General features: G+C 62.1%; 11 protein-coding genes and 1 pseudogene. 4 read left to right on the plus strand and 8 right to left on the minus strand.

What is annotated here, in order from left to right; translation table 11 throughout:
* On the plus strand, positions 1–96 hold a 96-nt coding region (locus PG883_RS20475), incomplete at its 5' end, for a transposase (protein WP_160171047.1).
* Between the two features lie 59 nt (positions 97–155).
* Here PG883_RS20475 and PG883_RS20480 read toward each other — a convergent pair.
* From PG883_RS20480 to PG883_RS20500, 5 genes are all read right to left on the minus strand, one after another.
* On the minus strand, positions 156–1,748 hold the full coding sequence (locus tag PG883_RS20480; RefSeq protein WP_010674576.1) for an ABC-F family ATPase: 1,593 nt from the start codon (positions 1,746–1,748) through the stop codon (positions 156–158).
* Between the two features lie 213 nt (positions 1,749–1,961).
* On the minus strand, positions 1,962–3,617 hold the full coding sequence (locus PG883_RS20485; RefSeq protein WP_039039048.1) for a cation acetate symporter: 1,656 nt from the start codon (positions 3,615–3,617) through the stop codon (positions 1,962–1,964).
* Positions 3,614–3,925 (minus strand): DUF485 domain-containing protein, encoded by a 312-nt coding sequence (locus tag PG883_RS20490; RefSeq protein WP_270807911.1) that lies wholly within the window; start codon positions 3,923–3,925, stop codon positions 3,614–3,616. The genes PG883_RS20485 and PG883_RS20490 overlap by 4 nt, the downstream gene beginning before the upstream one ends.
* A gap of 107 nt (positions 3,926–4,032) precedes the next feature.
* Positions 4,033–4,659, minus strand: a complete 627-nt coding sequence (locus PG883_RS20495; RefSeq protein WP_210600249.1) for a 3'-5' exonuclease — start codon at positions 4,657–4,659, stop codon at positions 4,033–4,035.
* Between the two features lie 2 nt (positions 4,660–4,661).
* Positions 4,662–6,449: a putative nucleotidyltransferase substrate binding domain-containing protein gene (locus tag PG883_RS20500; RefSeq protein ID WP_043156481.1), complete on the minus strand. Its 1,788-nt coding sequence runs from the start codon at positions 6,447–6,449 to the stop codon at positions 4,662–4,664.
* Positions 6,450–6,606: 157 nt separating this feature from the next.
* Between PG883_RS20500 and PG883_RS20505 the strand changes: the two genes are divergently transcribed.
* On the plus strand, positions 6,607–7,413 hold the full coding sequence (locus PG883_RS20505) for a crotonase/enoyl-CoA hydratase family protein (protein ID WP_109112109.1): 807 nt from the start codon (positions 6,607–6,609) through the stop codon (positions 7,411–7,413).
* Positions 7,414–7,480: 67 nt separating this feature from the next.
* Here PG883_RS20505 and PG883_RS20510 read toward each other — a convergent pair whose 3' ends face one another.
* Complete coding sequence (locus PG883_RS20510) at positions 7,481–8,980, minus strand: alanine/glycine:cation symporter family protein (protein ID WP_043156472.1); 1,500 nt, start codon at positions 8,978–8,980, stop codon at positions 7,481–7,483.
* A gap of 330 nt (positions 8,981–9,310) precedes the next feature.
* Between PG883_RS20510 and PG883_RS20515 the strand changes: the two genes are divergently transcribed.
* Complete coding sequence (locus tag PG883_RS20515; RefSeq protein ID WP_210600265.1) at positions 9,311–9,724, plus strand: GNAT family N-acetyltransferase; 414 nt, start codon at positions 9,311–9,313, stop codon at positions 9,722–9,724.
* Between the two features lie 18 nt (positions 9,725–9,742).
* Complete coding sequence (locus PG883_RS20520) at positions 9,743–10,552, plus strand: zinc-dependent peptidase (protein WP_210600248.1); 810 nt, start codon at positions 9,743–9,745, stop codon at positions 10,550–10,552.
* A gap of 80 nt (positions 10,553–10,632) precedes the next feature.
* Here PG883_RS20520 and PG883_RS20525 read toward each other — a convergent pair whose 3' ends face one another.
* Both PG883_RS20525 and PG883_RS20530 read right to left on the minus strand, forming a co-directional pair.
* On the minus strand, positions 10,633–11,229 hold the full coding sequence (locus PG883_RS20525) for an acetate uptake transporter (RefSeq protein ID WP_113977316.1): 597 nt from the start codon (positions 11,227–11,229) through the stop codon (positions 10,633–10,635).
* Positions 11,230–11,888: 659 nt separating this feature from the next.
* Positions 11,889–12,794: pseudogene (locus PG883_RS20530) on the minus strand (DUF748 domain-containing protein); the annotation flags it as partial.
* Between the last annotated feature and the right edge of the window lie 106 nt (positions 12,795–12,900).

The following is a 12,900-nucleotide window of genomic DNA, read 5'->3' on the forward strand; positions in this document are numbered from 1 at the left end:
AAGATCAAAGTGATAAAGCGCATGGCATATGGATTTAGGGACTCAGAATACTTTTTTCTGAAAATCAAGGCGGCCTTCCCCGGAAAGCCGCGATGAACCTAAAAAAACCGGCGCACGAGGCGCCGGTTCTGATCGCTTTGCTTGAAAGCGGAGGATTACACCACACCCTGGGTGCGCAGGTAATCCTCGTAGGTGCCGCCGAAGTCGCGGATGCCGTCTTCGGTCAGTTCCAGGATGCGGGTCGCCAGGGAGGAGACGAACTCGCGGTCGTGGGAGACGAAGATCAGGGTGCCCTTGTACATCTCCAGCGCCAGGTTCAAGGATTCGATGGATTCCATGTCCAGGTGGTTGGTCGGTTCGTCCATGATGAGGATGTTGGGGCGCTGCATCATCAGCTTGCCGAACAGCATGCGGCCCTGTTCACCACCGGAGAGCACCTTGACCGGCTTCTTGATGTCGTCCTGGGAGAAGAGCAGACGACCCAGCACGGAGCGCACCGCCTGTTCGTCTTCGTTTTCCTGCTTCCACTGTGCCATCCAGTCGAACACATTGAGATCGGTGTCGAAATCTTCGGCGTGATCCTGGGCGTAGTAGCCGATCTGGGCGTTCTCGGACCACTTGATGGTGCCGGTATCCGGTGCCAGGGCACCGACCAGCGTCTTGATCAGGGTGGACTTACCGATCCCGTTGGTACCCAGGATGGCGACCTTCTCGCCCACTTCCAGCATCATGTTGAGCCCCTTGAACAGGGGACCGTCGCCATAACCCTTGGAGACGCCCTCGATCTCCAGGATGTTGCGGTAGAGCTTCTTGTCCTGCTCGAAGCGGATGAAGGGGTTCTGACGGCTGGAGACCTTCACTTCCTCAATCTTGATCTTGTCGATCTGCTTGAGGCGGGAGGTAGCCTGGCTGGACTTGGAGGCGTTGGCGCTGAAGCGGGAGACGAAGGATTGCAGATCGGCGATCTGGGCCTTCTTCTTGGCGTTGTCGGCCAGCAGGCGCTCGCGGGCCTGGGTGGCAGCCAGCATGTACTCGTCGTAGTTGCCCGGGTAGACCCGCAGCTCGCCGTAGTCCAGATCCGCCATGTGGGTGCAGACGGAGTTCAGGAAGTGACGGTCGTGAGAGATGATGATCATGGTGCTTTCACGATCGTTGAGCACCTGCTCCAGCCAGCGAATGGTGTTGATGTCCAGGTTGTTGGTCGGTTCGTCCAGCAACAGGATGTCGGGGTTGGAGAAGAGCGCCTGCGCCAGCAGTACCCGCAGTTTCCAGCCCGGGGCCACTTCGCTCATCGGGCCGTTGTGCTGCTCGATGGGAATACCGGCACCCAGCAGCAGCTCGCCTGCGCGGGATTCGGCGGTGTAGCCATCATATTCGGCGACCAGGCCTTCCAGCTCGGCGGCCTTCATGTAGTCGTCGTCGGTGGCCTCCAGGTTGGCGTAGATGGCATCGCGTTCAGCGATGGCGGCCCACAGCTCGGTGTGGCCCATCATGACCACGTCCAGTACGCGCATCTCTTCGTAGGCGAACTGATCCTGGCGCAGCTTACCGATGCGCTCGTTGACATCCAGGCTCACATTGCCGCCGGTGGGTTCGAGATCGCCGCCGAGGATCTTCATGAAGGTGGACTTGCCACAGCCGTTGGCACCGATGAGGCCGTAGCGGTTGCCGCCGCCAAACTTGACGCTGATGTTCTCAAACAGCGGCTTGGCGCCGAACTGCATGGTGATGTTGTTGCTTGAAAGCACTGGAATGTCCCGGTTGGTCTGTCAAATGGCGCGCATTATGGCACAGATCCCCCGAAAGTTTTAGCAGGAACTGTGATCTGGCTCCATTGCGGGGGGGGGGGAAGGTTTCACGACCAGGCCGGCAACGGGCTCCGGCTTCTCTTGCAGAGGGGAGGCGAGGGGCGGTCATGAAAAAAGCCGGCACTGGGCCGGCTTGGATGCGTGGGATGCCACTTAGTGGGCGGAGGCGCCGGAGGCACCGAGCCCGGTCTGGGATCTGACGAACTGCGGGAAGAACTTCGCATGCTCGTCGGAGGCTGCCTGGGACTTGTCGGTGACCGAGAAGAACCAGATCCCGATGAAAGCCAGCCCCATGGAGAAGAGCGCCGGGTATTCGTAGGGGAAGATGGCCTGGGCATGACCCAGCACCTTCACCCAGACGGTGGGGCCCAGGATCATCAGGGTCACGGCGCTGATGAGACCGAGCCAGCCGCCATAGACGGCGCCACGGGTGGTCAGGCGCGACCAGAACATGGAGAGGAAGAGCACCGGGAAGTTGCAGCTCGCCGCGATGGAGAACGCCAGGCCCACCATGAAGGCGATGTTCTGCTTCTCGAACAGGATGCCAAGGCCGATGGCGACCACACCCAGTACCAGGGTGGTCATCTTGGAGACGCGCAGCTCGTCGGCCTCGTTGGCCTTGCCTTCCTTGATGACGCAGGCATAGAGGTCGTGAGAGACCGCGGAGGCCCCCGCCAGGGTCAGCCCGGCCACGACCGCCAGTATGGTGGCAAACGCCACGGCGGAGATGAAGCCCAGGAACAGGCTGCCGCCCACCGCATCGGCCAGATGGACCGCCGCCATGTTGGTGCCCCCCAGCAGGGCGCCGGTGGCGTCCTTGAAGTCCGGGTTGGTGCTGACCAGCAGGATGGCGCCAAAGCCGATGATGAAGGTGAGGATGTAGAAGTACCCGATGAAGCCGGTGGCATAGAACACCGATTTACGGGCTTCCTTGGCATCGCTCACGGTAAAGAAGCGCATCAGGATGTGGGGCAGACCTGCGGTACCGAACATCAGGGCCAGCCCAAGGGAGATGGCGGAGATGGGGTCGGCGACCAGGCCGCCCGGGCTCATGATGGCCGCACCATTGGCATGCACCTTGACCGCTTCGCTGAACAGGGTACCGACGTCGAAGTTGACGGACTTCATCACCATGATGGCCATGAAGGAGGCACCGGAGAGCAGCATCACCGCCTTGATGATCTGTACCCAGGTGGTGGCCAGCATGCCGCCGAACAGCACGTAGAGCACCATCAGGATGCCGACCAGCACCACGGCCACGTGGTATTGGAGGCCGAACAGCAGCTCGATGAGCTTGCCGGCACCGACCATCTGGGCGATGAGGTAGAGGGCGACCACCACCAGGGAGCCGCTGGCGGAGAGGCTGCGCACCGAGGTCTGCTTGAGGCGGTAGGAGGCCACGTCGGCAAAGGTGTACTTGCCGAGGTTGCGCAGCCGCTCCGCGATCAGGAACAGGATGATGGGCCAGCCCACCAGGAAGCCGATGGAGTAGATGAGACCGTCGTAGCCCGAGGTATAGACCAGGGCGGAGATGCCGAGGAAGGAGGCGGCGGACATGTAGTCACCGGCGATGGCCAGACCGTTCTGGAAGCCGGTGATGCGCCCGCCGGCGGCATAGTAGTCGGAAGCCGAACGGTTGCGCTTGGAGGCCCAGTAGGTGATGAACAGGGTGGCGGCCACGAAGACCACGAACATCACGATGGCCGAGATATTGAGGGGTTGGCGTTGCACCTCGCCGCTGATGGCGTCGGCCGCCAGCAAGGGGGTGGAGATCAGACCTGCCAGCGGCAGCAGAAACTTGCCTTTCATGATTGCGCTCCCTTGAGGATCTTCTGGTTCAGCTCGTCGAACTCGCCGTTGGCACGAAATACGTAGATACCGGTCAGCACGAAGGCCGATACGATGAGACCAATCCCGACCGGGATACCACGGGTGATGCTGGAGCCTTCGCTCAAGGAGGTGCCAAGCCAGCCCGGTGCAAAGGCGATGAGCAGGATGAACGCCAGGTAGAGCCCCAGCATCAGGATGGAGAGGGTCCAGGCAAAACGCTGGCGTTTGGCGACCAGTGCCTGGAAGTTGGGATCTTGCTGGATCCGAAGATACGGTTGCTGTTCCATTGCAGTTCTCCATGACGTTGAGTGTCAGCGGTGGATGAGGGGTTCCCTACCGGACAGCACGGCTGTCCATGTAATCAAAATGTGAATCAAATGTTATTAGTGGACAATTAGACTTTGGGATAAGCCAGCGGGCCGCCCTGATGCAGGCGTACAAAGACAAGGGCGGCGGTGACGGCATCGCTCAGGGCGTCGTGGGGGGGCAGGGCTGGCAGCGCCAGATGGCGACAGATCGCGGCCAGGTGCAGATCGATGGCGGCATCGGGATAGCGGCGATAGAGGTGATCGTGATAGAGGCGGCTCACCTCGATGCCGCGCTGGGGCAGGGTGAGCCGCCACAGCCGTTGGCAGGCGAGGTTGAGAATGCGCAGGTCATAGGCTATGTGATACCCCACCAGCTCACGGGGGCCGATGAACTCCAGCAGCGCGCGCAGCGCGGGCTCCAGTGCCATTCCCTGTTGCAGATCCTGATGGCGCAGGCCGTGGATCACCACCGACTCGGCGGTGAGGTTGTCGGGTGGCAACACCCGCAGGGAGAGCGCTTCACCTGTCAGCAGCCGGTTGCCCCGAATGCGCACCGCCCCGATGGCGACGATCTCGGCCCGGTCGGGATCCAGGCTGGTGGTCTCGAAGTCGAGGGCCACCCATTCGTCGGCCGGGGGGGCGGCAAAGAGCGGGGCAAACTCCCCCTCCCGAAACGTCCTGCCAAGCCAGCGGCGGCGCCAGTGCATCCACATCGCTATTGCCTAAGACGAAAGTGCAAGGTGAGCCATTGCTGGAACTTCTTCACCTGGTGCAGGGCATGGCGCAGCAGATCCCGCTCTGCGGGGCCGAGGTCTGCCACCCGCACCCGTCCGTCTCCCTCCTGCAACTGGCTGCGCAGCCGAAGCCGCATGAACAGCCGGAAGGCCTCCGCCAGATTGGTGCCATAGTCCCGGCTGAGGCGTCCCTGGCCCACCAGGGCCTCGATGCGTCCTGTGGTCGAGGTCTCCAGGATCCCCGCCTCCAGGGAGAGCACCCGGACGCCGTGGACAAGGGGGAAGAGGCCGCCCCGCTTGAGATCCAGCCCCTCCGGGGCTTGCTCCAGTCTGCCAAAGAGGGTGAGGGGGGCGTGAAAGGCGACGGCGGCCCTTGCCATCTCCGCCAGCAGATCCGGCCGGTCGGCGAGGCAGGCCCGCAGGTGGCGGGCGACGGGGGCGAGCCGGGCGCGATCTCCCGTGATGGCCTGGGCATCGGCCAGGGTGGCGAGCCAGAGCAGATCCGCTTCGCTGGCGCGCACACAGGCCTGCTCTATCCCTTGCAGCCAGCCGCCAAGCGGCTTCACCCAGGCCGGGTTGTTGACCATCACCCTGCCCGGGCAAGGGGGATAACCCAGGCGCGCCAGCAGGGCGCTGAAGGCGGCCAGATCCGCCGACTGGGTGGGCCACGGCAGGCCATCCGGCAGGATCAGGGCATTGTCCTGATCGGTTTTCTGGATCTGCTCGCCACGCCCCTCCGACCCCAGCATCAGCAGGCACACCTGCTCTTGCTGCGCCGCAGGGATCACCAGGGAAAAGGCCTTGGCGATCAACTGCTCGTTGATGGTGGCGATGAGCTTCATCAGGAACAGGGTGTGGATCCCCTGGGCAAACAGGGAGCGAATGAGCTGCTGCTGCTCCCGGGCGACCGCCTCGAGGGCGGCCGGGGAGTCGGCGCGGGCGATGCGCAGGGTCAACACATGGGAGTGGGTGGAGAAGAGCCCGAGCACCTGGGTCAAATGCAGGATGCCTGCCACCTCCTGCCCCTGCCAGATGACCAGGCGCTTGATGCGGTGGCGGGTCATCAGCAGCAGGGCATCGAACAGATAGCTCCCCAGTGGCAGACCCGTCAGCGGGGTGGGGGTCAGCACCGCCAGCGGCGCACTGAGCGACAATCCCTTGAGGGTGAGGGCGTGGAGCAGGGTCTTGCGGGTGGCCAGGCTCAGGCTGCCGTCTGCTCCGGGATAGAGCAGGCAGTCGGTGCCCCTGGCCACCATGGCCTCGGTGGCGGCCAGGAGCGAGAGGCTGCTTTCCACGATCAGCGGCGCCTGCAGATGGTCGGGAGCGATGCGGGTCAGGATGAACTCTGCCAGGTTCTGCTGTCCGAGCTGGCCGCGGCGCTCCTGCTCCCGCTGGCGCTCCGCCAGGGTGGCGGTGAAGTAGCGGGCGATATGGGGGTGCTCGTCGCACAGGGCCAGAAAGACGGGGCGGGGAATGAGCTGGCAGAGGGTATCTTCCAGGGCGGCGAAACGGTGGCGGCAGTGCCCGTCAAACTGGGCACGGACGTCGAACATGTCCCCCTCGCCATAGTCGCCAAAGGATTGATGGGGGGCAGACTCTTCCACGGCCCCCTTGATGATGAGGTAGAGCCCGGCGGGCTCCTCCCCGGCGTGCTGCACCGTCTGGCCCGCGCGAAAGTAGCAGATGCTGAGGTGCTGACCGAGCCGCTGGCGTGCCTCCTCGTCCAGGCCGTCGAACGGTGGACGGGCAAAATTGAACAGAAGTGACATGAGAGGCTCCACCGTGACCATGGGGCCAGTCTGACAAAGGCTCCACCACCGGGCCAGCCGACTTTAGTCGCAGGCCTGGGGCGGCCTCCCTGTACCTGCCCATAACACTCTGGTAACGTTGTGGTATGACCAGTTGAATCAAAGGACGAAGACGGAGATGGAAAAGCCAAGGGTCAAATGGGTGTTTCAGGAGGGGATCGCCGAGGTGATGCTCTGCCGGGGGGACAAGCTCAACGCACTGGATCGGGCCATGTTCGACGCCATCGACGAGACGCTGAACGCGCTATCCCGGCAAAAAGGGCTGCGGGCCGTGATCCTGCACGGGGAGGGGCGGGCGTTCTGCGCCGGGCTGGATGTGAAATCCATGCTGAGGCAGCCGGTGGCGGCGCTGGAGATCCTCAAGCGCGAGGCGGACGAGGCGACCAACCTGGCCCAGCGGGTGGCCTATGGCTGGCATCAACTGCCGGTGCCCGTGATTGCGGTGACCCAGGGGGTCTGTTTTGGCGGCGGCCTGCAGATAGCGCTCGGCGCCGATTTTCGCTTCAGCACCCCGGATTGCCGCTTCTCGGTGATGGAGATCAAGTGGGGCATCATCCCCGACATGAGCGGCAGCGTCACCCTGCGCAACCTGATGGGGATGGATACCGCCATGGAGCTTGCCATGAGCGGGAGCGAGCTGGAAGCCAGCGAAGCCAAGTCCCTCGGCCTGGTGAGCCGGGTGTGCGCGGATCCTCTGGAAGAGGCGCGGGCCTTTGCCCGGACCCTGATCACCAAGTCGCCGGATGCGCTGGCGGGGATCAAGCAGCTCTACACCCAGGCCTGGGCTCGCAGTGACGAGGCCATGCTCAAGGAAGAGACCCGGTTGCAGAGGCAGATCCTGGGGCGCCCCAACCAGTGGCGGGCGACCCTCAACAGCCTGTTTCGCTGGCGCCTGCCATTCGGACCGCGCCGCAACGCGCTTTGAACCCCTCATCCATCCAACACAAATGAAAATGGCAGCCTAGGCTGCCATTTTGCATTGTGCCGTCTGATTACTTGGCAACGGTATCCGGGTCCGCCTCGAAGGGGTGGCCGGTTTGCTCGCGCATCAGGTTTACTTCGGCGCGGTTTTCAATCCAGTAGTCCGCGTTCTTGATGCCGAGCTTTTCCGGGTGGAACACGGGATCCAGACCCTTGGCCAGCTGTGCCTCGTAGTCCTTGAGGCAGGCGAAAGCCGGCTTTTGCAGCATCAGGATGGCACCGATGTTGAGCCAGGCCATCAGGCCGACCCCGATGTCACCCAGGCCCCAGGCCAGATCGGCGGTCTTGACGGTGCCGTAGACGGTGGCAGCCATCAGCGCAATCTTCAGCAGGAAGGTGAGCCAGGGGCGGTTAATCTTGCGGTTGACAAAAGCGATGTTGGTTTCGGCGATGTAGTAGTAGGCCACGATGGTGGTGAAGGCGAAGAAGAACAGGGCGATGGCGACGAAGTAGTTGCCAAAGCCTGGCATCATGCTTTCCATGGCGGTCTGCACATAGCCGGGGCCTGCCGCGATGCCGGCGATGCCGGTGTAGAGGGCGGCACCGTCCGGGCCCTGCACGTTGTACAGGCCGGTGATGAGCAGCATGAAGCCGGTGGCGGAGCAGACGAACAGGGTGTCGATGTAGACGGAGAACGCCTGCACCAGGCCCTGCTTGGCCGGGTGGCTCACCGCCGCGGCGGAGGAGGCGTGGGGGCCAGTCCCCTGGGCGGCTTCGTTGGAGTAGACCCCGCGCTTGACACCCCACATGATGGCCAGACCCAGAATGGCGCCGAAGCCGGCTTCCATCCCGAAGGCACTCTTCCAGATGAGCAGGATCACGCCCGGCAGTTGGCCGATGTTCAGGGCGATGATGACGCAGGCGACGATGATGTAACCCAGCGCCATGAAGGGCACCACGGTACTGGCGAAATTGGCGATGCGCTTGACGCCGCCGAAGATGATGAAACCGAGCAGCAGCGCCAGACCGGCGGCGGTGACGTTGGGATCGATGTCAAAGGCGGTCTGCAGGCTGGAGCCGATGGAGTTGGCTTGTACGCCCGGCAGCAGCACGCCGCAGGCGAAGATGGTGGCGATGGCGAAGGTCCAGGCATACCACTTCATGCCCAGGCCCTTCTCGATGTAGAAGGCCGGACCGCCGCGATATTCACCGTTGATCTTCTCCTTGTAGACCTGGCCCAGGGTGGACTCCACGAAGGCGGAGCTGGCGCCGAGGAAGGCGACCATCCACATCCAGAACAGGGCGCCCGGGCCGCCGAAGGTGATGGCAGTGGCCACACCGGCGATGTTGCCGGTACCGACGCGACCGGCCAGGGTCATGGAGAGTGCCTGGAAGGAGGAGACACCGGCATCGTTGCCCTTGCCCTGAAACATCAGGCGTATCATGCCTTTCAAGTGACGCAGTTGCAGGAAACGGCTGCGCAGGGAGAAGTAGAGGCCCACCCCCAGACACAGATAGATGAGCGCAGGGCTCCAAATCACGCCATTGATGGCATTGACGATCTCATTCATGTACAACAACTCCTTTGTTGCGCTGTCTTGGCGAGGTCTATATGCCTCGCTCCCTTAACATTGAAATATGCGGTGACCAAGGGGGTCACTCAGGATTGTGCGGGACTTTCGACTGGTTAGTCCGCGGGATTTAACATATCGGTTTGTTCAGGGCCTTCCTAGTGAAAAGTGTTGTGACTTTGTTAATTTGTGAATTGACATTAACAAATGGTGAATGGAACTGGACAAGATTCGGTACATACCCATCATCTGCCGCTTTGCCATGCCCAGAGGGCTGATTGGGGTAATGCAAATAGGAGGCCAGGAGTGGCAACAAGGGAAAACAGATACATCATTCGCCTCGCCGGGGAGGAAGATGGGGCCGGATTGACGGGGTTGTTTGCCCAGCTGGGCTACCCCAACCCTGACGGGGCGGTCAGCGCCAGGCTGGCCCAGCCCGATCCGGCGCGGGAGGTACTGGTGGCCCTGTGCGAGGGGATCCCGGTGGGGGTGCTGGTGTGGCACCACTTGCAACCCATGCACCTTGCACCAGCCTGGGGCCTGATCTCGGCGCTGGTTGTCGATGAGGGTGCAAGGGGCGGGGGCATCGGGGCCCTGCTGCTGGCGGCGGCAGAGCAGCGGGCGGCAGCCCTGGGGTGCGACCAGCTGGAGCTCTCCAGCAGCCTCAAGCGCGAAGGGGCGCACCGATTTTATCTGGCGCAAGGGTATTGCGAGCGTCCGAAACGTTTTGTGAAAGCTGTCTGATTGGCAAGAGGAGTCCGTGTGTTCTGGTCCAAGTTGAAAGAGGTATTGGGTGGTGCATCTCCCCGGGAGCCCCGTCTCCCAGAAGAGCAGGAGTGGCGCGAGGCGCTGGCGGCGGTGCCCATCTTGCAGGGGCTTGAAGAAGAAGAGGCGCAGAAGCTGATGGAGCTGGCGCGTCATTTTCTCTCGCGCAAGACCCTCACCCAGATCGGGGTGGAACTGACGCCCCGCCAGCAGGGGGTGCTGGCCCTGCAGGCAGTGCTGCCCATCCTGCACCTGGGGTTCGATTGGTATCGAGGTTTCCACGAGGTGATCATCATCCCCGAGCCCGTGACCCGTCGTCAGGAGGTGCAGGACGAGTTCGGGCTGGTGAGCGAATTTGAAGAGGAGAACGCCGGTGAATCCTGGCCCCAGGGGCCACTGGTGCTGGCCTGGAGCGAATTGCAGCAGGACGGGGACTGGGACGGATTCAACCTGGTGATCCATGAGCTTGCCCACAAGCTCGACATGCTGGGAGGGGATGCGGACGGTGCACCGCCCCTGCCGCGGGGCATGGATCCCCAGCAATGGACCCGGGCGCTGCAAGGTGCGTTTGACGAGATGAACGATCAGTTGACCAGAGAGGAGGTGACCGAGATAGACCCCTACGCCGCCTCGCACCCCGCCGAATTCTTCGCGGTGTGCAGCGAGAGCTTCTTCACCGATCCGTTGCGTCTGCGCGCCGTCTACCCCGCGGTCTATGACCAGTTCGCCCGCTTCTACGGCCAGGATCCCGCCGCCCGCTACCCGGCCACCCGATTGCTTGCTGGGGATCCCGGGGAGCAGGGCTGACCGGCACTGTGTCCGGGCGGCAGAAACACAAAAGGCACCCCTGAGGGTGCCTTTTTCGTGACAGCGATGTCGCCGGGTGCTTAGGCAGCGGCTTTGAGCTCGACGGGAGCGGCTTTCTTCTGCTCGCCGATGGGCAGCACGGTGCGGCCGAACTGCTCGTTGATCACGGTGGCCATGGCCAGGTAGATGGCGCTGGCGCCGCAGATGATGCCTTCGAAACCGGCGATGGTGCCGATCAGGGTGCTGCCGGTGAAGTCACGGGCGGCCAGCAGGAAGAACAGTACGGTCAGGGAGGCGAACACGAACTGCTTCACGCGCGGGAAGTTGACGGTCCCGATCAGCATGAACAGGGTGAACATGCCCCACATCAGCAGGTACCAGCCCATGTAGGCGTGGGGAGTGGCCTCGGCCAGACCCATGCCCGGCATCATCAGCAGGAACACCAGGCTCCACCAGAAGGTACCGTAGGAGATAAAGGCGGTGACACCGAAGGTGTTGCCACGCTTGTACTCCATGATGCCGGCGATGATCTGGGCCAGACCGCCATAGCACAGACCCATGGCCAGGATCATGGCGCTGATGGGGAAGAAACCTGCGTTATGGATGTTCAGCAGAATGGTGGTCATACCGAAACCCATCAGACCCAGAGGGGCAGGGTTGGCCAATTTTTCGCTCACGTGGCGTTCTCCAAAAATAGAGGTGGGGGTTGATAAAAGACGCGCGATTTTAGGCAGGCTCTTGGCCCCGGGCAAGAGGCGGAAGGGACGAAACAGTAAAAAATAACGGAATTTTTTACCCGGCTAACCATTCGTGCGATCCAGGTAGATGGCAGGTAAATGAATGGTGCGGACAAGGTTGATAAATTGTATTGAGCAGAACGTTTCTGAAAGTTTCATACAGCTCGAGGCGATGGGCTGAGCCGCGCTGTCTACCGTATTTTCATCGCCAAACCTGAGCACCCCTGAGGCCAAAAAATACGCCCATATGCCATCAGACAAGAGGTATCAATAACCGGTTCAATGCAAGCAGCCTGACTGTCTGTCCGCGGCTTCGGCATGGTTGAGCAAGGGGCATTGCGCCGGGCTAGCGAGCTGACGAGGTGGATATCTGAAACAAAGGGTCAGGATGGGGGTGATAAAGTGTTGAACGCGAGCTTGGGTTCTGCAGTTGGCCTTATTCAGTGACGCAGATTGTTGCTGGATAGCCGAGAGGGCTGGCCGGATGAAGGGGGAAAGAAGGAACGCGGGCATGTGCTTGGCAACAGCCCTCGAAAGAAGGGCTCAATCCCAAAGAAGAGGGGGAATGGCATCCCCCTCATCCTGCTGATGTCACCGGCTCAATCGTCCAGGGTCAGTACCACCTTGGCCTCCTTGTCGGCCTCCTTGACCTGGCTGTCCAGCACAAACAGCCGCTCCGGCGCGATCCCCTGGCGGTCTACCAGAAACTCCTTGGTGTTCTGGGCGCGGCGCATGGCCAGATTGCGCAGGGACTTGGCGGTGATGAGCTGCTGATCCCGCAGCAGGATAACCGCCTGGGCGCGCAGGGCCGGACTCGCTTCATCGAGCTTCAGCCGATCGGCCAGATCCCCGAGATCTTCGTTGAAACGGGCCTCATAGGCCTCTGCCAGTGCCGATTGCATGGCGGGGTCCTGCTCCAGCAGATCGAGATCCACCGGATTGCCGGTGATCTTGGCCAGCACCCGCTCGAGCTTCTGGCGCTGTAAGATGGGGCGCTCCTCATTGAAGTTGACCTTGCCGCGAATGTTCATGCTGAGCTTGGGTCTGTCCTTGAGGGCCTGTGCCAGCTTGGTCAGCTTCTCCTGCTGAGTGGGAGTGAGATCCGGCTCACCAGGCAGGAAGGGCAGCTCGTCCAGATCCTCGCTGCCGCCCGCTAGGGAGGCGAGCAGCGAGAAGGGGGAGGTGACCGCCTTGCGCAGGGTGTTGCCGAGCACGTCCCAGAAGATGTTGCCGAGGCTGAAGTCAGGCTGATCCAGATTGCCCTTCACTTTCAGGTTCATCTGGATGACGCCGTTGGCATCGCTCAGCAGAGCAACCGCCAGCCCCAGCGGCAGATCCTTGGCCTGCTCGCTCTTGACCTTTTCCCCCAGTTGCAGCTTCTTGATGGTGATGTCGTTGTCCCCCTCCAGCCGGTTGCCGTGTAACTGGTAGTTGAGCTTCATGGAGAGCTGGCCCTTGTCGATGGCATAACCGGCGTAGGTGCTGGAGTAGGGGGTGAAAGTGGTCGCGAATTCAACTCCGAAGTGCAACACCCGCCAAATCAAGCAACCTGTCGTAGTTCATCAAACACGATCTGCGGTTGCCTGAAATCCAAACATTTGCGCGGTCTAA

Origin of the sequence: Aeromonas sp. QDB25 (assembly GCF_027707725.1) — a bacterium.
GTDB lineage: Bacteria > Pseudomonadota > Gammaproteobacteria > Enterobacterales > Aeromonadaceae > Aeromonas > Aeromonas caviae.